This is a genomic window from Hydrogenophaga sp. A37 (assembly GCF_002001205.1).
Classification (GTDB): Bacteria; Pseudomonadota; Gammaproteobacteria; order Burkholderiales; family Burkholderiaceae_C; genus Hydrogenophaga.
The window spans coordinates 1-20,606 of record NZ_MUNZ01000177.1; the positions used below are offsets into that span (position 1 = coordinate 1).

A 20,606-nucleotide genomic window follows, 5' to 3' on the forward strand; every position below is an offset into this window, starting at 1 on the left:
AATTTGGGGTGGCCAAGGGTGGGGGAATTTGACCTGGCCATCGGGGGCGAACGAATCAGGTATTTGCACTATAGCTTGCAGACAGATAAGGCTTATGCCTGCAGAGAATCTGGTTTGGCGAAGCCTGTCTCGGTGCACACGCTGCGCCACAGTTTTGCAACCCACTTGCTGCAATCGGGCACTGACATTCGCACGGTACAGGAACTGCTTGGTCATTCGGATGTGTCCACCACAATGATTTACACGCATGTGCTCAAAGTGGCAGCGGGTGGCACGGCCAGTCCACTGGATGCCATGGCTCTGGAGGGTTGAGTGACCGGTTTCCGGAATGTGTGCGACCGTCAGCAACGGGTCGGGAGTGCCACTTCGCCCCATGCGAAACCGGTCCTTCACACAGAACTTGGTGCCATCCATTTGCGAGTACCCGGTTTTGGTAGTGATGCGGTCGCCTGCATGGTCGATCACTGAATGACCGCTGTTGACGATCTCGACTGTTCTTCTCCGCCGTTCCCGAGTGACGCTGATCAGCATTTATGTAGAGCTCTACATAAAGGCTGTTATGCACAGGTCCCAGTTATGAACAGTTGCCGAAGTCGATCGAGCTGAGTACATGGATTCGTCTATGCCACTGACAACGGCGGTCTTCGTGATCTGTACATAAGCCAGGGGCCAACACAAGACTGGTGATCTCACAACTGGAGATCACCATGGATTCAATCCGTTCGCTGCACCCGTTGGCCAGGGCCTGGTTACTTGACGGCCCGCTGTCGCCATATGTCGATGCGTTCGAGGCGTTGATGGAACGAGGCCGGTACGCCGAGGGCACCGTGTCGACGGACCTTCGAGCGTTGGCGCACTTTGCCCATTGGATGACACGGTGTCGGCTGGCCGCCGATCAGCTTGACGAGTCCCTCGTCGAGCTGTTCCTGGATTCGCACGTGCCGAGATGCGATTGCCATGCGACGGCGTTGCGCACCCATGGCGACTTGCGTGCCAGCCTCGTGCACTTGCTGGCGCTGTTGCGTGAGCAGCAGATCATCGTGGAGCTGCCCGGTCCAAGCGGCCCCATCGCGGAGGAATTGCACCGCTACAACGTGCATATGCGCGACGCCCGTGGTCTTGGTGTCGGCACGCGCAAAGGTCGCCTGGCGATCGTAGGCAGGCTGTTGCAGTGCAAATTCGCCGGCACCGCCATCGCGATTGGAGAGTTGCAGCCAGAAGACGTTCGCGGCTTCATTGCCACTGAATTGACACGGGTGAACAGCGTGTCCCACGCCAGTGCGCTGGCTGCTGCACTGCGAGCCTACTTCCGCTATCGCGCCACCTGCGGCGATGCCTTGCATGCTTTGCTGGGTGTCATCTCCTCACCGGCGCGATGGAGCCTGGCATCGCTGCCGCGTGCGCTCACGGCCGAGCAGGTTCAGCTGCTTCTGGCGAGTTGCGCCGATGCCAGGTCGACACCGCTGCGTATGCTGGCCATGGTGCATTTGGCACTGGACCTCGGTCTGCGCGTGGGCGAGATCGCCCGGCTGGAGATGAACGACTTCGACTGGCGGGCTGGAACCGTGACCTTGAAGGGCACGAAGTCACTGCGTCAGGATGTTCTGCCACTGCCAGCAGCTACCGGAGAAGCGCTGGCCGCGTACGTGATGCATGAGCGGGCGGCGACCACGCTGCCAACCCTGTTCGTGCGGCGGATGGCGCCGCACGACAGACCTATTGGCGTAGACGCGGTGAGCCGCGCCATCGGGCGTGCCCTGCGACACGCCGGCATTGATCGCAGTTGCCACTCGTTGCGCCACACCCTCGCTTGCGACCTTGTAAACCACGGCAGCTCAATCAAGGAGGTTGCCGACGTGCTTCGGCATAGGTCAATGAACACCTCTTTGATCTATGCAAAGCTCGACAGGCACGCATTGGCCGAGGTGGCCTTGCCTTGGCCCGGGAGCACAGCATGAACGCCCCGGAAGGCCCCAGCAATGACCTTGCCTCCAGGGTGCAGCAGTTCCTTGATGAACGACGTCGATTGGGTTTCAAGCTGCAAGCAGCATTCCGGATGCTGCCTGCATTTGAGCGTTTCGTTGCCAAGGCCGATCACACCGGACCTCTGACGATAGACCTGATGGTGCAATGGGCCAGCCAGGTTCATGACAGGCACATGGTGGATGGTCAAGCCGACCGTGGCACAGTCGCGCGCAGGCTGGTGGTGCTACGGCCATTCATGCGCTGGCTACAACAATTCGAGCCAGCCACCGAAGTCCCAGATGACTCCAGTGTCGGGGCTCTCCCTGGCCGTGTTGCTCCGCACATCTACTGCGAAGCAGAGATGGTCGCGCTGCTCGAAGCTGCCCGCCAGCTCGGTCCGTCCGATGGCCTTCGTGCCGCCACCTATACGACACTGTTCGGGTTGCTTGCTTCGACCGGTTTGCGGATCTCCGAAGCGCTCAACCTGAATGACGTTGACGTGGACCTGGACGGCGCTCTCCTGACCATACGGCAGACCAAGTTCGGCAAGTCTCGTCAGGTGCTCCTGCATCCCAGCGCAATCGGACCATTGGCGACCTACCGGGCGTTGCGCCGGCAGCATGTGCGTTCGAGCCTGAACACGACGTTCTTCGTCAGTTCGCGCGGCGTGCGTCTGGGCGCGCCGCTGGGTGACAGGCAGGCCCACCGAATGTTTGAGCAGTTGCGAAGGCAACTGGGCTGGGTGGATCGCGGTGGGCATGGACAGCCTCGGATCCACGACATTCGCCACAGCTTTGCCGTGAGGCGCTTGATCTTGTGGCATGAACAAGGGGCGGACCTTGATCAGCGGATGCTGGCGCTGTCCACGTACATGGGCCACGTCAAGATCTCCAATACGTACTGGTACCTGAGCGGGGTGCCGGAGCTGATGGCCTTGGTCGGTGCCCGGTTTGAACACTATGCCGACCTCGGGGCGTGCGACTATGAATAGGCCCAATCAACACAAGCCGCCGAGCTTCGGTGCGTTGGTGCAATCGTTCTTTGCGAACCATCTGACCCAGCAGCGTGGGCTGAGTGCACGTACCGTGGCAGCCTATCGTGATGCGTTCCTGTTGTTCCTGGAGTTTGCCCAGACTCGACTGCACAAGGCTCCCACGGCAATGCAGTTCTCGGACCTGACGCCCGCTCTCATCATGGCCTTCCTTGACCATCTGGAGGTCGACCGGCACAACTCGGTTCGCAGTCGCAATGCGAGGTTGGCCGCGCTACGCACGTTTCTGAAGTTCGTGGCGCACAAGGATGTGGCCTCGCTGCATATCGTCGAGCAGGCCCTGGGCGTCCCAATGAAACGCTTCGAGCGGCCCATGCTGGGGTTCCTGACGCGCGAAGAGATGCTGGCGGTGATCGGAACGCCCGGCGTGGGCTGGGTCAGTCAACGCGACGTCTTGCTGCTGGCCCTCATGTACAACACCGGCGCTCGGGTGTCGGAGGTGATCGGCGTGAAGGTGGCCGATGTTGTACTCGCGCCCGCTGCCTGCGTGCACCTGCACGGCAAGGGGCGCAAACAGCGCTCCGTGCCGCTGTGGCGCTCGACGGTGAGGTTGCTCCGCGCATGGCTGCGACTGAACCCCGACCTGGGCCCGGCGTCGGCCTTGCTACCAAACCGGGAAGGTCAGGCGATGACACGATCCAACGTGACGCAGCGGCTGGCGTTGGCCGTGCAGGCAGCCACGCGCACACAGCCCAGCCTGGCCGGTCGCCGAATCTCTCCGCACACTTTGCGTCACTCGACGGCAATGCATCTGCTGCAGTCCGGCGTGGATATCAGCGTGATCGCGCTGTGGCTCGGCCACGAGAGTCCGACGACAACCCATCAGTACATCGAAGCCGACCTCGCGATGAAGGAGAAGGCGCTGTCCCGGCTGCAGGACCCCGGCGTCGTCGCACGCCGCTTCCGGGCAGATGACGCGCTCTTGGACTTCCTCAAGACCTTGTGACTATGTATAGCCCTTGGACGCGGCGGCTGTTCTCGTTCGAGCGAGCGCCGCTGCCAAGTGGGGCAAACTGTTCATAACGGAGGCCTGTGCATAACAGCCTTTATGTAGAGCTCTACATAAAGGCTGGTTGCAGCCATTCAGGGTCGGCAGGTGAACGGCAGCCCGAGCCGAAACCCGTCGCAAGATCGTCAAAAAGGAGGATGACCGCTGCGCCACCCTGACCGGTCACTCGCGCAGCGCAGCCTACCCGTCGGTCCAATGACTCCTGCTGCTCCTGTGCACCACCCATGGCTGAAGTTGACCTGCAGCCAACAGAAGCGTCAAAGACTGGTGGAGCCCTTCATAATCAAGGCCTGCCCCCCGCTTGTTCGAGATACCGACCTTTCATTATGGATAAATTCTTGCTGCAGCAGGTGCTGAAACGGCTCGCCGAAGACCTGCTTCAAGCCGAACAGGCAACGCGGGCGGCCCATGAAACGGCGACTCACGAAGAAACCATCGCTGAAAACAAATACGACACTTTGGGACTCGAAGCCGCCTAACTGGCCACCGGCCAAGCTCGTCGCGCCGCAGCCATAAGCCCGGCGATGGCCCATTGGCGCCAATTCCGCCGGAGCCCCTACGACGCCAGAAAAGGTATACAGCTCGGCGCGCTGGTCTGGCTGGTGCTCTTCAAGCAGGTGCCGAATGCGCAGGATGCTCACGCGACCGGAATGCGCTCGGTTCCCGAAAGTCCCGCGAAGTCGCGGTATAGCAGCGTCTCGAACAATGCTCCATGGCCAGGTCAGACAGGCCGAACCACTGCTGCAAAAAGTGAATGCGCAGCGTAGTCTCATGTGCAAACGGCGGGCGCCCTGTGCTGGGCACTGGCGAACCTGCCGCAATCAACGCGATCAGTTTGCGCCATGGCACCAGGAAAACCGCCTTGCGCTCAGGTTCAACCCCAGTTATGCTTTTTTTTCATGCATGATTGTTCCCCCTCGCCGACCTTCATGTCATCGGGCACTGCACGCGTTTTGAACACCATCCCTAGGCTGGTCCGGAAGTCATGGCATAGGGCTTGCTTAAGCTTCTAAGATTTTTTTAGGAGATCGTGTGGATTCGTTACCTTTAATAGCACGGTTCTCGACGGGAGAGGTTCATCCACAAAGACGTCTTGCTGCCTGGCAGGATTTCATGAGCGATGTCTACTACCCGATAGACGTGGCGGCCTACAACCCGGCATCGTTCTGCGGAGTTATTGAATCCACCCAGATCGGTGCAGTCGGCATTACTCGCTTTGGCGCTGATGCGCAACGGGCTGTGCGCCGCAAGGTACATGCTGGACGCGACGATTCGGATTTTTTCGCACTCGTCATTCCGACCATGCAAACTGAGCAGTTCACGCACCTGGGCCGATTTGGAGACTTTGCACCAGGCCAGGTCTCTGTCTTCAATTCCGCAGAAACCTATCAACTGGATATCCCCAACGGTACGAGAAACGTAACAGTCAAAATACCGGCCGACCAATTCAGGGCGATGTGTCCGAAAATTGATGCGCGTTGTGGTCGCGTTGACGTCGCCAATTCGCGTTTCGTGCCGCTGCTAACGCAATTCGCGTTGCAAGCATTGGAAAATGCCTCCTGCCTTTCCCCCGAGCATGTCAGAAGCTTGGAGAGAGGATTGCTGGAATTGGCTTTTTTGATGATGGATGTACCGGAGACCGATGCAGCGGGGGATTCACGAACCGTCATCGATCACTTCTTTCACCGTGTCATGGCGTATATCACGGCAAACTTTCACGACGCGGACCTTACACCTGAGCGAGCAGCTCAAGCTCATCGCGTTTCCATCCGCTATGTCCACAAGGTTTTCCAAGTTCACGACACGACGTTCGGGCGAGAACTTCGTCTTGCTCGGCTCAGGCACGCGCAGAAGCTTCTGCGCGAGAAAGCGCTGCACAAGGCTCGGCCCACGACTATTGCGGAAGTGGCCTACAACTGTGGTTTTTCCAGCCAGTCGCTTTTTTCCGTCCGGTTCAAGGAAGCTTTTGGATACTCACCTCGAGACGAAAAAAGCCATTAGTCCCACGCGATGTTAGATCGGCTTCAACCAAGTCAAACAAATAGGCGTTAGCGAGAACGTCAAGTTTGAAGGCAAGTTTCATCAGAACGGCATGCAAATCAACCGGCAGACGCAAAGAAACCGTGAAGCGCTTGCCGTAGGTGGGGGTTCGGGCGCGTCTGGCCTTCTCCACGCACCGAAATGGCATGGCATACCCCGCAAAGACCCGTGCCGTCATACCCCAGTTTGCGCCCCCACCAGTGCCGCCGTCAATTCGGCCGGCCCCGGCCCCACATCTTGCTGGGGCACATACACGATTTCGCGCTGCCCGGCAGCGAACCCGTCTACTGTTTGCAACCACTGCTGGCCAGGCCAGCGCAGCTCTACCTGGTCGCTGCGCGGGCGGTAGATGGCGCTGTAGAGCGTGCCGTAGCCGCGCAGGTATGCGGACTGGTACAAGGGCGGCTGCAGCAGTGCGTTGCTGGCCTGCTGCAGGCTGCCGGGGCCGTCGATCTGCTGCTGCAGTCTGGCCAAGCGCAGCTCGGCGTGGGTGGCGCGGGCGTGTTCGGGCCATTCGACCCGGTGCTGGAAATTGGTGACCGCGTTGCGCCGGGTGACCTCGGCCGGGCGGTCGGGCGAGACGAACACCGTAGCCCAGTCGGCGTGCCGGTCCAACACCGTGATGGTGTAGCACATGCTGATGGGCAGGCGCTGCAGCAGGGCCATGGCCTCGGCGGTGGACTGGGCCACTTCCAGCACGTAGCGCAACACCAGCGGAATCCCAAAACCGATGCCGGACACGGTGCGTCCACCGAACGATAGCGACGCAGCCAAGCCGGCCGCGTTGAGCCCGTCCAGCGCGCCCCACAGGCAGTCGCCCATGGCCAGCACACGCTGGTCGCGCCAGCTGGTGGCCAGCCAGTTGCCTTCTAGCAAACCGGGGGCAAAGTCGTAGTTGCGCAGCAGCGCGGGCTCGCCGTCACCGCCCGCACCACACCACACCGCTTGAGAGCACCCTGCGATATACGGCGGCGGGCACCACAGGGACAGGAAACGGGCTTCCACGTCGCCGCCCCCGGCCAGCTCGACCAGTTGCTCCCACACCGGCACCAGCTCGGGCATGTGTTGGCGCATCGCCTTGCGGCATTCCATGAAGCTGGGCCGTCCCATCACGCCGCTGCGCAGGAACCAGGCGCGGTAGCCCGGCCATAGCCGCTGGAACAGCGCCTGCCACTGCGGGCCAGGCTGGTCTTCGATCAGAGTGCTGAAACGGACCTGGATAGCCATCACAGAATCTTGAACGAGCCTGGGGCCGGAGCGTATGCGTGCTCGGTGGTGACGATGGGCTTGCCGTCGTAGTGCTGTTTGATGCCTTTGATCCAGTCGCGGGCGCGTAGGTTGAGTTTGAAGTCATCGTCCATCGAACGGCCACGGGTGATCAGAATGCCCAGATCGGCGCCTTCGTAGCGGAAGTCGCCAGGGCCGGTGATGCGCTGGAAGAAGGCTTCGCGCTCGCTGTCAATGGCTTTGCGGTTGTAGTCAAAGCGCTGGTAGGCGACGCTGCCGTCCTCGCCCATGCGGTAGATGCCGGTGGCGGGGGCTCGGGTGACCTGGTCCACGCGGTCTTCGGTGAACTTGATGACAACCTGCGACCAGTTGTCTATGAAGTGTGGCTGGGCCCAGCGCTCATTGAGCTCCTTGACGTTCAAGTCAAACGGCACGCCCGAGAATTCCAGCAGGTGGAACAGGAACAACGGCGCGTCGGCGTAGGCAAAGGCGGCGTGGTTGGTCATGGGGCTGGCGCCGCAGATGCGCGGGTTCAGCTCGCCCAGATAGACTTCGCCGTTGTCCTGGTCGATCAGGAAGTCGAGGTCAAAGTAGCCGCGGTAGCCTTCGGCCAGCAGCTGGTTTCCAAAGCGCTCGGCCATGTCGCGGGCCTTGGCGCGCACACCATCCGAGAACGCGCCGGGAAAGACTTCGTTGCCACACCAGCCGCCTTTGTAAGGGGTGAGCTCCTTGGCTCCGACCACCTCCGTCAGCAATGGACCCACCAGCGTGCCGGACTGGGTAGCGCAGGCTTCCAGCGTTGCACCACGGCAGTTGATGCGCTTCATGATCTTGACCTCGGGGTCGTTGATGATCTCGTCTTTGTGCTTGTCGAATTCGGCCTCGTTGGAGATGAAGAAAGTGGTGTGACCCGAGTCGCCAAAGGCCGATTGCACTACCAGGTCACGGCCCAGCCCGTGGCGTTCGGCAATCTGCATCAGGTGCGCGAAGCTGTTGACCTTTTCCAGCGCATTGGGTACTGACAGCACACCGGCCTTATTGCCAATGCGCACGGTTTCCATCTTGTTGTCGCAGCGCTGGCGCAGCTTGGCGGGGGGAAACCAGATGTCCATCTTGAGCTCTTTGGCAAGCTCTTCGGTCTTTTCGTCAAACATCAGAAAGGTGCCCACCGGCTTGCCGCCTCGGCGCTCGATCATGTCGATGACTTCCTTGTGCTGCAGCAGGTGGTTGGTGATGTCTTCGATGGAGCTGAACTCTTCGTGCGGGGTTTCGCTGGGCACGAACACGTTCGGGTGGCGGCCATCAAAACAGTCGATGTAGTTGATGGCGCGAAAGCGGTTGACCCAGCGGTCCATGCCCAGCAGGTTGAAGTTGGTGGCGCTGACGAAGTAGATCGGGCGCTCGTTGCGATGGAGCATCAGCAGTAAGTCGGATATGTTTTTTACTATGGTGGACATGGCTCGGTCTTTCGGGGTTTAAACAACTTGCACAGTGGGAATGGAAACGCGTTGCTGGTCGGCCTCAGTGGGCAGGGCAGCGCGGCTGGACAAAGCCACGGCGGTGCGCGCGGCGGTGGCCTGGGCAGCCCGTGCCAGGGCCGCATCGTTGAAGATGCGAAAGCCGGGGCTGCGCTTGCTCTGCACACGGCGGTGCAAGGCGTTTTCTTCGCTGGGAGTCATCTCATCGACGATCAACACCTCGAAGTACGGGCGCGACAGCTGTGCCTGGCGCTCGCTGTCGCTTTCGATCTGCGATGGCAGCTCACCCTCGCTCTCCAGTGCGCTAGTTTCGTGGCGGTAGGTTTGCGCCGCCAACATGCGGTGGATGCGCCGCGCCGCCTGGTGGGCGCGGGCCAGTTCGCCCCGCTCAACCCAGGTGCACAGTTCGCCAAATACGCGCCCGCCCGGAAAAGCCCAATAGCTCTCGATGGGCATAAGAGCCGCCAGTGTGCGGCGCACATGCTCCAGGCGGTCGGCGCAGTCGGCGTGCTCGCGCGGCAATGTGCACACGTAGCCCAGGTCGTCCACCAAGCCAATCCAGACATCGGCGCGCATTTCCCATACGCTGCGGTGGCGACTTAAAGAGGACGCAGTGTCATGCGCTGCGGCTGTGCTTGGGGTCATTTTTGTCTCCCGGCACCGGGCACACAGGGGTAGGCTGCTCGGTCAGCGGCATCCGCATGCCTACTGCGGTTTGACCAAAGGCCCCAGTGTGTGCAGGTAGCTATCTTTACCGGCGTTGGGGTCGTAGATACCAAAGTTGCAGACACGGTCGCGGAAGCTTTTCAGCGGCTGGCCCAGGTTGCTACGCATGCCGCGTTCGCGCTCACGGCGCAGGCGGACAAAGTCCACCTCGATCGGAATGATCTCCGCGCCCGCGCCGGACAGGTGCAGCACATAGCCCGAGGGATCGCAGACGATGGAGCGGCCCACGCCGCCGTCGCCCACGCCGTTGATGTCGAAGAAATACACCTGGTTGGTGGCCGCCGAGGCACGGGCAATGGCCAACTCCACGTCGCGGTCGATGGTGTCGGTCATGGTCGGATGCAGAATCACCTCGGCCCCCATTGCCACCAGCGTGCGGGTGGTTTCGGGGAACCACATGTCGTAGCAAATGGACACGCCAAAACGGCCAGCTCCCGGTACATCGAAGACGCAAAAGTCTTGCCCGCCCGCAACATCTCGCTCGTAGGGCCGAAACGGAAAGAGCTTGCGAAACCGTGTCACCACCTCGCCCTGCGGGTTGATCACCGGACTGGTGTTGTAGACCACTCCGCCGTCCTTCGTGTGCACCTGCTCGAACAAGGAGCCGGGGATGAGCCACAGCCCGGTCTCCTGCGCCAGCGTGCACAATCGCGCCTCGGTCGGTCCGGGCAAGGGCTCTGCCTTGCCATGGTTGGGCCCGCGGGCGGCCAGCTCCGAAAACAACACCATACGGACCCACGGAAAGCGAGTGCGGATGTGGCGCATATACGCACCCATACGTTCCACGTTGTCCTCAAAGGCCGACACCACCATCTGCACACCGGCTACCCCAAAGGTGGGCTCGGCAGCCAGCTCCACTGCTAGAACTGCATTCCTCATCGGTCCAGCCCTCCCAGGCAGACGTACTTCATCTCCATGAACTCATCCAGCCCGTACTTGGACCCCTCACGGCCCAGACCGGACTGCTTGACACCGCCAAACGGGGCTTCCGCAGTCGAAATCAGGCCGGTGTTGACGCCGACCATGCCCGACTCGATCTGCTCGGACACGCGCATCACGCGGCCGATGTCGCGGCTGTAGAAGTAGGCGGCCAGGCCGAACTCGGTGTTGTTGGCGCGTTCAATGACTTCGGCTTCGGTGTCGAAGACGAAGATCGGAGCCAGTGGGCCGAAGGTTTCGTCCTTGGCGAACAGCATGTCTTCGGTGGCGCCGCCGATGACCGTGGGTTCAAAGAACAGGCCACCCAGTGCATGCGGCTTGCCGCCGGCCAGTACCTTGCCACCCTTGGCGACGGCGTCGGCGATGTGCTCCTTGATCTTGGCCACGGCCTTGGCGTCGATCAACGGGCCTTGGGTGCTGCCCGCGTGCACGCCATTGCCAACCTTCAATGCATTCACCTTGGCCACCAGCTTTGTGGTGAAGGCCTCCAGCACGCTGCGCTGCACGTAGATGCGGTTGGCGCAGACGCAGGTCTGGCCGGTGTTGCGGTACTTGGAGATCATGGCGCCATCCACAGCGGCATCCAGATCGGCATCGTCAAAAACGATGAAGGGTGCGTTGCCGCCCAGCTCCAGCGACAGCTTCTTGATGGTGTCGGCCGACTGGCGCATCAGCGTGCGGCCAACTTCGGTGGAGCCGGTGAAAGTCAGCTTGCGCACGATGGGGCTGCGCGTCATCTCGCCGCCGATCTGGCTGGCCGAGCCGGTCAACACCGACAACAAGCCCTTAGGCACGCCCGCGCGGTCGGCCAGCTCGGCAAATGCCAGGGCCGAGTACGGCGTTTGCGTGGCGGGCTTGACCACCATGGAGCAACCAGCGGCCAGCGCCGGGCCGGCCTTGCGGGTCAGCATCGCGGTGGGGAAGTTCCACGGCGTGATGGCGGCCGTCACGCCGATGGGCTGCTTGATGGCCATCAGGCGGCGGTCGTCGCTGGGCGTGGGGATGGTGTCGCCATAGCTGCGGCGGGCTTCGTCGGCAAACCACTCGATGAAGGACGCCGAGTAAACGATCTCGCCCTTGGCCTCGGCCAGCGGCTTGCCCTGCTCGGAGGTGAGTATCAACGCCAGGTCGTCCTGGTGTTGCAGCATCAGGTCGTTGAGGCGGCGCAATATGGCCGCGCGGTCCTTGCCCGACACATTGCGCCACTGGCGCTGGGCGGTTTCGGCGGCGGCAATGGCGCGCACAGTTTCTGCTGTACCGCACATGGGCACGGTGCCCAGCACCTCGCCGGTGGCGGGGTTGGTGACCGGCACGGTTTCACCGTTGTCGGCATCGACCCAAGCACCGGCGATAAAGGCCTGCTGGCGCAGCAGGGTGGGGTCTTTGAGGTTCAATTTCGCAGTCATGCAGAAATCCTTAAGCGGTCATAGCGGCGGACAAGATGTCCAAACCTTCGGCCAATACGGTGTCTTCGATGGTCAACGGGAACAGGAAGCGGATCACGTTGACGTAGACACCGCAGGTCAGCAGGATCAGGCCGGCGTCGTGTGCGCGCTTCTGGACCAGCTTGGTGAACTCAGGGTCGGGTGAGCCGTCGGCCTTGTTGAACTCCACCGCCACCATGGCGCCCAGGCCGCGGATTTCGGCGATCTGCGGCACTTTGGTACGCAGGCTTTCCAGGCGGGCTTTCAGTGTTTGGCCCAGGCGCTCGGCGCGCTCGCAGAGCTTTTCTTCCTCCAGCACATCCAGCACCGCGTGGGCGGAGGCGATGGCCAAGGGGTTGCCGGCGTAGGTGCCGCCCAGGCCACCGGGCGCTGGTGCGTCCATCACTTCGGCGCGACCACAAACCGCCGACAAGGGCATGCCACCGGCCAGGCTCTTGGCCATGGTCATCAGGTCGGGCACCACGCTGTGGTGGTCCATGGCAAACATCTTGCCGGTGCGGGCAAAGCCGGTCTGGATTTCATCGGCGATCAGCAGAATGCCGTGCTGGTCGCACAGTGCGCGCAGGGCCACCATCAGCTCGGACGGCATCACATAGAAACCACCCTCGCCCTGGATAGGCTCGAGGATGATGGCCGCGACCTGGGTCGGTTCGATATCGCATTTGAATATCTGCTGGATGGCGTTCAGCGTGTCCTGCACCGTCACTTCATGCAGTTCGGTCGGCGCGGGCACATGGAAGATGCTGCCGGGGAACGGGCCGAAGCCGACCTTGTACGGCACGACCTTGCCGGTCAGCGCCATGCCCATGAAGGTGCGGCCATGGAAGGCGCCGGTCAGCGCGATCACGCCGGGGCGGCGGGTGGCGGCGCGGGCGATCTTGATGGCGTTTTCCACGGCTTCGGCGCCGGTGGTGAAGAAGGCGGTTTTCTTGGCGTGGCTGCCGGGCGCCAGCGCGTTCAGGCGTTCGGCCAGGCGCACCGAGCTTTCATAGGGCACGACCTGGTAGGCCGTGTGGGTGAAGCGCTCCAGCTGCGCCTGGATAGCGGCGATCAGCTTGGGATGGCGGTGGCCGGTATTCAGCACGGCGATACCGGCGGCGAAGTCGATGAAGCGGCGGCCTTCCACGTCCCACAACTCGGCGTTCAAAGCGCGGTCGGCGTACATCGGTGTACCGATGCCTACACCGCGCGGGGTGGCGGCGACGCGGCGCGCATCCAGCTCATTATTGCTGAGGGCGGGGGTGAGGTGGCGGGTGTCGGTAGCGGTGTTCATGAGGTCCTTGAGGGCGATGGTGTAGGAATGGAGCGACGTTTAGATTCGATTTGGCCAATCAAGCGCAAGGGACTGACCAAACTGGTGCCCAAGCCAGCACGCTGCCGGACTTCGTGCTGCGCCAGTTCGACCAGCACAGCCCGCAGAACGACCACCGCCAGCTCTACAGCATCCTGCAGGGCGGCATCCGCCAGCAGGTGCTGGCAGCGGGCACCAAACTGCCACCCACCCGGGTGCTGGCGCAAGCGCTGGCCATTGCGCGCAATACCGTGGTGCATGTGTACGAACAGCTGGCACTGGAAGGCTATGTGCAGGCAGGCGTGGGACGCGGCACCTATGTGGCCGCCATCGGCCCGCGCCTGGTGGACCGCAGCGCGGCCCCACCAGCGGCCAGCGGTGCGCGCACGGCGCTGCTGTCGCGCCGCGGCAGCCAGCTGGTGCGCGAGGCCACCGGTTCGACGCCTACGGTAAATGCGGCGTTTGTGCACAGACAGTTCGCGACCCTTAGGCGAATAGACATAGCGTCGAACATGGGACAGCCTAATGAATGAACAATAAAGTGCTTCAACCTACTTGGTGGTGGCACTACGCGCAGCCTGTAAAAACAAGACTGCACGGGTGCATTTCAGCATTCGGGTGAGCGGCCGCAGAAACGACGGCACAGTTCGGTCAGTGCTTGATCATCACGTGGCGAATCACGGTGTAATCCTCCAAGCCGTACATCGACATGTCTTTGCCGTAGCCGGACTGCTTTACACCACCGTGTGGCATCTCGCTCACCAGCATGAAATGGGTATTGACCCAAGTGCAGCCGTACTGCAGGCGTGCCGCAAGACGGTGAGCTCGACCTACGTCAGAGGTCCACACCGAGGATGCCAGGCCATAGTCAGAGTCGTTTGCCCAGGACAGCGCCTGGGTCTCGTCTTCAAATTCGGTCACGGATACCACTGGGCCAAAAATTTCCCGGCGCACCACTTCGTCGTCTTGCCGCGCGCCGGCAAGTACCGTGGGTTCGAAGAAGTATCCGGGACCTTCCACGCGTTTCCCGCCCGTCACAACTTCTATGTGTGGCAGTAGCCGTGCTCGATCCACGAAGCCGACGACACGGTCCAAGTGCTGTTGGGTGATCAGCGGCCCCAGCTCAGTCTCAGGATCATCCTGAAGACCAAACTTGATACTGGATACGGCGACGCCGAGCTTTTCAACGAAGCGAGCGTAAATACCCTTTTGCGCATAGATCCGGCAGGCTGCGGTGCAATCCTGGCCGGCGTTATAGAAACCAAAACTACGTATGCCCTCTACAGCCGCATCGATGTCTGCGTCGTCGAAAATGATGACGGGGGCTTTGCCTCCCAATTCCATATGCATACGCTTAACGGTGTCAGCAGTGCCGGCGATGATATGACTGCCGGTGACCACTGACCCCGTCAGTGAGACCATCCGCACTTTCTCGTGGGTAGTAAGCGGCTTGCCGACATTGGGCCCTCGTCCGAAAACTACATTGACCACGCCAGCAGGGAAAACCGTCGCCATTAACGAGGCTAACCTTAGCGCCGTCAACGGTGTCTGTTCGGAAGGCTTGAGGACAACGGTATTGCCGGCAGCCAAGGCTGGAGCCAGTTTCCACGCGGCCATCACCAGTGGATAGTTCCAAGGCGCAATCGAGGCGACGACACCCACGGGATCGCGCCGGATCATCGAAGTATGACCTGGCAAATACTCGCCCGCCGCCGAGCTTTGCAAACACCGGCTCGCACCGGCGAAGAAACGAAATATATCGGACACGTTAGGCAGTTCGTCGCTAAAGGCGGCCGCGTAAGGTTTGCCACAATTATTCGATTCCAGTCGGGCCAGTTCCACGGCATGGGTATCGATGAGGTCAGCCATTTTGAGCAACAACAGCGAGCGATCCTTTGGCGTGGTCTGGGACCAGCTCTCGAAGGCGGCGTCAGCGGCTTGCACTGCGCAATCAACCTGTGCAGGCGTAGCCTCGGCAATGTCCACTAGCGCGGTCCCCAGAGAAGGGTTCATTACCGCGAGCTGTTCGCCTTCGCCTGCGACCAATTCGCCGTTAATAAGCATTTTAATATGCATAGGTGTCTCCAATTAGTGAAAGCGCCTGATACTTGCACTCAGAAATAATTTAGGTTTAGCGGACAAAAAGTTGCTGACTGAGTCAGCAGTCCAGTTGGGGCGTCACGACAGCTTTGCGTATCGGCCACATGGTTTTTTCATGCAGCATTGAACTCATAGTGGGGCTCTATACGGGCATATCCAACGATTGTTTACCTTTCAGAATCCACGCGATGATGCCACCGAGTACGAGCCATGCGACCCCGACGAGTTGGGCGTTCGAGTTCGCACTGAACAGTGCGTAGCAGAGGACAGCCGCACCCAGCACGGGGGAAACGAGATGTTTGAAGAAAGAGCGATCAGTCTTGCCCCTGAAGAAAGCGATGACAGAAGCATGCAACATCACATAGGCACTCAATGCGCCGAACGTGACCATCGTTACGATGGCTTCAATCTCGTCTTTGCCGACAATGGCAATCACCAACGAGAGCGCAGCGACCAGGTACAGCGCGGTCGTTGGTGCTTCATTTTTATTGAGTTTGGCGAGCACCCCAGGCAGCTTTCTATCGCGAGCCATGCAGTAGATGACTTTCGATGTGGTGGCCTGGGAGATGAGCGCGTTAGCCAGCAAGGCTATCAATGCATTCGTCAACGTGATGACCGGCAGGAACCACGTCCCCACCACTTGGGTGCTGACTGTGTAAAAGGCAACATCAGCGGCGCCATTCTGAAATGTCGATCCCAAGGGAACGAACACAGACGCCAAGTAGGCTTGCGCAACGAACAGCACTGTCACGATCACAAGCAACAACATCGTGGCCCGCGATACGGTTTTACCGCCCCCCTCGGCCTCCTCGTTCAATGTCGAAACAGCGTCGAAGCCGATGAAGGCCAAGGCGGCGATTGGTAGGGCGCCAAACACGGCGGACATGCTGAATTGCGACGGGTTATAGAAAGGCGCTAACAGTTGCTCCTTGGAAACCGCTCCCCCGGCGATAAGGCCAACCGCAGACACGACGAAAATCGAGAGTACAGCCAACTGGATGACCAGTAGCACCTTTCCCACATTCACGTTAACGGTGATACCGAACAGATTAATGATCATGGGCACAGCGACGAAAATCCCTAACCAAACCACCTTGTCGATGCCGGGAAACAAAGGTTGCAAGGCCGCCGCACCGAGAATGGCCAGCAACGCGGGAAGCAACAGATAGTCCAGCAAGATGGCCCAACCCGCCATAAAGCCGAATGTGGCATTGGTGCCCTTTGTCACATAAGAATAGACCGATCCAGAAAGAGGGATTCGTTTCGCCATTTCGCTGTAGCTGATTGCACTGAACACCATCGCGATGCCAGCCAACGCATAAGTCAGCGCAGTCAGCCCATTGGACGCGTTGTGAATCGCTCCAAAGACAGAGACAGGAGCAATCGGAACGAAGTAAAGTAATCCGTAGACAATGACATCCGTCAGCGAAAGTTTCTTGCTGAGTTGACGACTGTCACTGGGTACGACCAAGGTATCGCTCATTTTTTTGCCTCTTGATGGTTGGCCCGGATCTTCACCCAGGCATTATTTAGGTACGGTTGCCGCGTGTCTTCAGCATTGCTATGAAACCGCGCACCTCTTGTGCTATTTGCACATCGGAACTGGACAGAAACTATTCACTCGGACACCAAGATGGGTGTTTTGGTGCTCGATGATTTCAGTTTAGGCGCTCCTGTTACTGTCGACTATCAAACCAGCGAACCGCACTTTTCGTGTGAGTGCACAGCGCCTTTACTGCTATGAACTTGTCGCGCCCAATGGGCAGTCGGGCGTCGCTGTCCCTTGGGCGCGATCAAACTATGCACCGCTGCCTGAGCCGCTCACCGAGACAAAGCATCGGCCGGGCTAGGCGCTCATGCATCTGAATGGTTGGTCAATTGCAATCGATGACGACGCTTAAAGGTTCGGGGTGCAGGAACCGCTTGAGCACATTGCCGGTGAGTCGCGCGACATTGTTGTCGTAACGGTTGTGGGAAAGTGAACCGGTGTAGGCAACCGATCCCACTGAAAATACGCCACCCCCTCCTGGCAATGGACACAGAACGATGTCCGCGCGGACACGGGACTGCTCGGTCCCGCCAATGCCGGGGATTGATTCGTAGACGTCTTCGGCGGCGAGAAGGTAGGCATCCGATAACGGCCCGGACGTCGCCAGTACAAGCGCACCCGGCGGGGACCCTAATGACGGATCGTACCGGTCGATCTCCGCGCCGGCGGCACCACCGCCCATGAATCCAAAGTCACCAATGCGCTCGTCACTGCTAATCCCTTCAAACGCAAAAGCGGCGAGTGGGTCGTAGCTGTCGGTGAGGCGTTCGTAATACGTGCAGCGGTCGAAACCTTGCGCGGCGAACCCCACGCCCAGCAGTCGCTGCGGCGCCTTACCCTTGTTGCGCCATAAACCGGCCACTTCACCGGATGTCTGGTGGCGGCGATCTCCAAACGGCGACTCGTGGGGACGCGTACCCGCATCTGACCTGCGCAACTCCATGACATGCCGCTCCTCCGGATCAAATGAAACGGTCGCGAAAAAACCGTTTCCGCCCAGGTACATCAAGCGTCCGCCGTTCCCTGTGAAAGACTCAATAGCATTGAGTTCGTTGCGAGTCACATATTCTGGATGACTGCCCGTGATTAGAACCTTGTAGTCCTTGAGAAGGTCGACGCCTTCGCGATCCAGGTCTTCATCCGTCAGCGCGTCGAATTCGCAGCCGATTGTGTCGAGCCAATGAACGATGCAGAGATCAGCAGGAAGCCCCCATACGCCCTCTGCTTGGAACCAGGCGCGGTGTTTGGGGTTGAGCGTCAGGATGGGGCGCCGAGTGCTTCCAAAGACGACGCCAGAACCATCGTTATGGATTTCATAACAGGAACGACCGAATTCAGGATGGTTCTGAAGCGTCAGGTCTTGCCGATCAATGATCGGTGTCCGACTGACGATGATTTCCGCGCCATTGGCTTCAAAGGCTATTCGGTCGTTGGCATACGCCAGATAAGTCGCCGTAGAGAAAAGCACCGCCACTTCACGCTTCTGACGTCCCGGCCTGACGAAGAACGGGATGTATTGTTCAACGCCTGCACCGCACAATTTCGCGGCGTATACACCACTCGCGAGATCATCCGGGACCTGAATCTCGAACGCCGTTGGCCACTGGGCGTCGGTGATGTCATCGTCGTGAAAATGAATTGCATCAAACTCGTCAGGCGCCCCCCGGAAGTCGTCGCTCAACCCCTTAAACCTATGGCCCGCCACTCCCCGCGTCGGCATGTTGAAGCAGCGTCCAAGCAAACCATTTTCGGACAGGTCTACAACATCGGTGAGCAACAGGCCATCGTCACGAAGGCTTTTGCCAAAGTGCCAGGCGGCCAGCTCGGCAACAACCGCATCGCCGAGAGAGGGACGCAAAATGCGGACTCCACCGATTTTCCCGTTGTAAGCGGCATTCGCCAGCCATCGACCATCTTGCTGACGGGCCAGCGCCCCGATCCTGAAGGGTGCCTGACTTTCAGTCAGTCTCGCGCCGAACGGGACAGTATGCGATTCTTCGCGCAAAGCACTGGCGCTCGCTGAGAGACGGTTCATGATGTTGTCGATTGGTGTCTGCTCCAGGCAGACCGTCCCAGCATTCGATTTGACACTGACTATGACGCGATACCACTGGTGTGCAATAAGTGGAGTTGCCAATGAAACCTTCTTTGTCTCACCATCTTCCACCCAGATGAACGTTGGCCGACCTTCCTCCAGCACAAGGGCGTAGCCAGAACAATCGGCCACGGACCAGTTTCCCAAAATAGCCTGTAGGCCCGAATCACTCTCAAATGAGTTCTGCGTTACGTGGTAGGCCCCGAAGTTGCCCGAGCGCGTGCCTTGCGGCAGCGTCGGATAGACATAGGCTTCAATGACCAAACCGTTAGGGGATCGAAGAAGTCCTCGGGTGTCGGTGATTTCCACATATGAGCCCGGCTGGCACTTATGCTGAATACCCTCGTAGTTCCCTTCGAACGACGATTTAACAGGCGCCTCAAGGAAACCGGGGCCCGCCTCCCCCGTAAATCCGTGCCGCAGCTTTACAAGTGAGGCGTCATATCTCGCGACCCCTTCACAACTTACCTTGAAAGAAAGACTTTCACCCGGCGAAACAGAGAACCTATCGCTATAGCCGAAAATTTGGTTACTTACCTGGTTCATTTTCATTTCATCCGTTATGCGACTGAGAATCCGTTTCGCGCGACTCGGCAGCGAAAAAGGCTTGGCATCGAAGTGAAAAAACGTGACGCAAAGCGTCTTCGTAGGTCAGGAACATGCCAGGACTTCGAACGAAGTTGCCTGGCTCTCCAATCACAATGTTCCCGACGCCCCATGGCCCGTCGGTACCCAGCGAAATGACAATCGCCTTGCCGGCTATAGACGCACCGCCCAGCGCACGCACGACCCTTCGAGTCTTGTCATCGTGTGGCCCAAGCGGAGACCGTTCGTAGGCGCCGATCACGCCAGAGTCGCAGTCGTCACGCAGGCGCTCAAAAAACCGAGCCTGGAACAAAGCGGCCAATTCAGCTTCGCGATCTGAGGAGGTACGCATGGTCATCCCCTCAGCGCGATAGTTATTGAGTGTGTTCATAGTTTTCCTTGCTTGTCAGTCGATTGCGCAGATAGCTAAAAATGCGCCTGGCCGCGTAACGGCGCGCGCGTCCGAATGGGGCACGCTGACCGCCATGTATCGGTAGCGACATCGTCCGACGGATCGCCCCCACGATCTATCGCATGAGAGAACCAAGATTTTCGTCAGCGCGCACGGCGCGCAAAATGGGTGCACGAATGTGGTCTTTGCACGCAACCGGCTCACCTATAGAGCAACGGCTCACGGCATACCTCTGCTCCCGTGACGTCTCCCCCATATCCGGTCACTTCTAAACTGGAGTCGGGCTGTCCAAAGGATAGGGAAGCGGTCGGTGGCGCGGTGCCAGCAAGGTCGCGGGAGTCCTATGACCGCTGTACCTCGTACAGCCGCCATTCGGCCCAGCACCAGTTGCCATGCCCAACAGCCGCTTCGTGGCAGTCAGCGTGAGCGAACTTGGCTGCAACCACCGACGGCACTCGCTGCCAACCGGGCCATCAAACTTGTCCTCATAGGTAGACAGTTTCCTGGGGTGTCCGAAGTCTTTCCGCCCTCACCCCATCCCCAGCACCTTGCGCTGCTCACTCCAATCTAGTGTTATGTCCCGTTAATAACTGGCATTAATCGTGCATGCCGATGCGGTATCTTGGGAATGGAGATACCGCGATGAGAACTGGCAGACCGAAGGTCCAATTGTTGTTGAGCGAGCAAGAGCGTG

The 20,606-nt window shown here is 59.9% G+C and carries 16 protein-coding genes and 2 pseudogenes; 7 read left to right on the plus strand and 11 right to left on the minus strand.

The window, feature by feature from the left end:
• The 5 genes and pseudogenes from B0E41_RS27650 to B0E41_RS27655 form a co-directional block, all read left to right on the plus strand.
• On the plus strand, positions 1–312 hold a 312-nt coding region (locus B0E41_RS27650; protein WP_253195118.1), incomplete at its 5' end, for a tyrosine-type recombinase/integrase.
• 395 nt (positions 313–707) lie between these two features.
• On the plus strand, positions 708–1,958 hold the full coding sequence (locus B0E41_RS23375; RefSeq protein ID WP_253195120.1) for a tyrosine-type recombinase/integrase: 1,251 nt from the start codon (positions 708–710) through the stop codon (positions 1,956–1,958).
• Positions 1,955–2,956, plus strand: a complete 1,002-nt coding sequence (locus B0E41_RS23380; protein ID WP_077335047.1) for a tyrosine-type recombinase/integrase — start codon at positions 1,955–1,957, stop codon at positions 2,954–2,956. The genes B0E41_RS23375 and B0E41_RS23380 overlap by 4 nt, the downstream gene beginning before the upstream one ends.
• On the plus strand, positions 2,949–3,962 hold the full coding sequence (locus tag B0E41_RS23385) for a tyrosine-type recombinase/integrase (RefSeq protein ID WP_077335021.1): 1,014 nt from the start codon (positions 2,949–2,951) through the stop codon (positions 3,960–3,962). The genes B0E41_RS23380 and B0E41_RS23385 overlap by 8 nt, the downstream gene beginning before the upstream one ends.
• A 389-nt stretch (positions 3,963–4,351) precedes the next feature.
• A pseudogene (locus B0E41_RS27655) lies at positions 4,352–4,630 on the plus strand (transcription elongation factor GreAB); the annotation flags it as partial.
• On the opposite strand, the pseudogene B0E41_RS26855 reads toward B0E41_RS27655, so the two are convergent.
• Positions 4,625–4,913: pseudogene (locus B0E41_RS26855) on the minus strand (transposase); the annotation flags it as partial. The pseudogenes B0E41_RS27655 and B0E41_RS26855 sit on opposite strands and share 6 nt — an antisense overlap.
• 225 nt (positions 4,914–5,138) lie before the next feature.
• Between B0E41_RS26855 and B0E41_RS23395 the strand changes: the two are divergent.
• Positions 5,139–6,026, plus strand: a complete 888-nt coding sequence (locus B0E41_RS23395) for an AraC family transcriptional regulator (protein ID WP_077335023.1) — start codon at positions 5,139–5,141, stop codon at positions 6,024–6,026.
• 213 nt (positions 6,027–6,239) lie between these two features.
• On the opposite strand, the gene B0E41_RS23400 is transcribed toward B0E41_RS23395, so the two are convergent.
• Genes B0E41_RS23400 through gabT form a run of 6 tightly spaced genes read right to left on the minus strand, consistent with a single transcriptional unit; the run spans position 6,240 to position 13,153 of the window.
• The gene (locus tag B0E41_RS23400) at positions 6,240–7,292 is read right to left on the minus strand and encodes a C45 family peptidase (RefSeq protein WP_077335025.1); all 1,053 of its coding nucleotides are present in this window, start codon (positions 7,290–7,292) and stop codon (positions 6,240–6,242) included.
• Entirely contained in the window at positions 7,292–8,749 is a 1,458-nt protein-coding gene (locus tag B0E41_RS23405; RefSeq protein WP_077335027.1) for a biotin carboxylase, read from the minus strand. The genes B0E41_RS23400 and B0E41_RS23405 overlap by 1 nt, the downstream gene beginning before the upstream one ends.
• A gap of 18 nt (positions 8,750–8,767) precedes the next feature.
• Positions 8,768–9,415, minus strand: a complete 648-nt coding sequence (locus B0E41_RS23410; RefSeq protein ID WP_216350804.1) for a hypothetical protein — start codon at positions 9,413–9,415, stop codon at positions 8,768–8,770.
• A 60-nt stretch (positions 9,416–9,475) separates the two neighbouring features.
• Positions 9,476–10,375, minus strand: coding sequence for a carbon-nitrogen hydrolase family protein (locus B0E41_RS23415; protein WP_077335031.1), 900 nt, complete (start codon positions 10,373–10,375; stop codon positions 9,476–9,478).
• Complete coding sequence (locus tag B0E41_RS23420) at positions 10,372–11,841, minus strand: NAD-dependent succinate-semialdehyde dehydrogenase (RefSeq protein WP_077335033.1); 1,470 nt, start codon at positions 11,839–11,841, stop codon at positions 10,372–10,374. The genes B0E41_RS23415 and B0E41_RS23420 overlap by 4 nt, the downstream gene beginning before the upstream one ends.
• Positions 11,842–11,851: 10 nt before the next feature.
• Positions 11,852–13,153: a 4-aminobutyrate--2-oxoglutarate transaminase gene (gene gabT, locus B0E41_RS23425; RefSeq protein WP_077335035.1), complete on the minus strand. Its 1,302-nt coding sequence runs from the start codon at positions 13,151–13,153 to the stop codon at positions 11,852–11,854.
• A gap of 50 nt (positions 13,154–13,203) precedes the next feature.
• On the opposite strand from gabT, the gene B0E41_RS23430 reads away from it, so the two are divergent.
• Positions 13,204–13,704, plus strand: a complete 501-nt coding sequence (locus tag B0E41_RS23430; protein ID WP_077335037.1) for a GntR family transcriptional regulator — start codon at positions 13,204–13,206, stop codon at positions 13,702–13,704.
• A 118-nt stretch (positions 13,705–13,822) separates the two neighbouring features.
• Here B0E41_RS23430 and B0E41_RS23435 read toward each other — a convergent pair whose 3' ends face one another.
• The 4 genes from B0E41_RS23435 to B0E41_RS23450 form a co-directional block, all read right to left on the minus strand.
• Complete coding sequence (locus tag B0E41_RS23435) at positions 13,823–15,235, minus strand: gamma-aminobutyraldehyde dehydrogenase (RefSeq protein WP_216350807.1); 1,413 nt, start codon at positions 15,233–15,235, stop codon at positions 13,823–13,825.
• Between the two features lie 178 nt (positions 15,236–15,413).
• Complete coding sequence (locus B0E41_RS23440) at positions 15,414–16,754, minus strand: APC family permease (protein WP_077335041.1); 1,341 nt, start codon at positions 16,752–16,754, stop codon at positions 15,414–15,416.
• Between the two features lie 391 nt (positions 16,755–17,145).
• Positions 17,146–19,467 (minus strand): N,N-dimethylformamidase beta subunit family domain-containing protein, encoded by a 2,322-nt coding sequence (locus tag B0E41_RS23445; protein WP_216350805.1) that lies wholly within the window; start codon positions 19,465–19,467, stop codon positions 17,146–17,148.
• Position 19,468: 1 nt separating this feature from the next.
• Positions 19,469–19,891: a hypothetical protein gene (locus B0E41_RS23450; protein WP_077335045.1), complete on the minus strand. Its 423-nt coding sequence runs from the start codon at positions 19,889–19,891 to the stop codon at positions 19,469–19,471.
• Between the last annotated feature and the right edge of the window lie 715 nt (positions 19,892–20,606).

Coding starts and splice junctions, on each gene's coding strand:
- B0E41_RS23415 (WP_077335031.1), bottom strand. CDS start 10,375: ATGAGGAATGCAGTTCTAGCAGTGGAGCTGGCTGCCGAGCCCACCTTT.
- B0E41_RS23445 (WP_216350805.1), bottom strand. CDS start 19,467: ATGAAAATGAACCAGGTAAGTAACCAAATTTTCGGCTATAGCGATAGG.
- B0E41_RS23420 (WP_077335033.1), bottom strand. CDS start 11,841: ATGACTGCGAAATTGAACCTCAAAGACCCCACCCTGCTGCGCCAGCAG.
- B0E41_RS23380 (WP_077335047.1), top strand. CDS start 1,955: ATGAACGCCCCGGAAGGCCCCAGCAATGACCTTGCCTCCAGGGTGCAG.
- B0E41_RS23385 (WP_077335021.1), top strand. CDS start 2,949: ATGAATAGGCCCAATCAACACAAGCCGCCGAGCTTCGGTGCGTTGGTG.
- B0E41_RS23375 (WP_253195120.1), top strand. CDS start 708: ATGGATTCAATCCGTTCGCTGCACCCGTTGGCCAGGGCCTGGTTACTT.
- B0E41_RS23440 (WP_077335041.1), bottom strand. CDS start 16,754: ATGAGCGATACCTTGGTCGTACCCAGTGACAGTCGTCAACTCAGCAAG.
- B0E41_RS23450 (WP_077335045.1), bottom strand. CDS start 19,891: ATGAACACACTCAATAACTATCGCGCTGAGGGGATGACCATGCGTACC.
- gabT (WP_077335035.1), bottom strand. CDS start 13,153: ATGAACACCGCTACCGACACCCGCCACCTCACCCCCGCCCTCAGCAAT.
- B0E41_RS23395 (WP_077335023.1), top strand. CDS start 5,139: ATGAGCGATGTCTACTACCCGATAGACGTGGCGGCCTACAACCCGGCA.
- B0E41_RS23435 (WP_216350807.1), bottom strand. CDS start 15,235: ATGCTTATTAACGGCGAATTGGTCGCAGGCGAAGGCGAACAGCTCGCG.
- B0E41_RS23405 (WP_077335027.1), bottom strand. CDS start 8,749: ATGTCCACCATAGTAAAAAACATATCCGACTTACTGCTGATGCTCCAT.
- B0E41_RS23410 (WP_216350804.1), bottom strand. CDS start 9,415: ATGACCCCAAGCACAGCCGCAGCGCATGACACTGCGTCCTCTTTAAGT.
- B0E41_RS23400 (WP_077335025.1), bottom strand. CDS start 7,292: ATGGCTATCCAGGTCCGTTTCAGCACTCTGATCGAAGACCAGCCTGGC.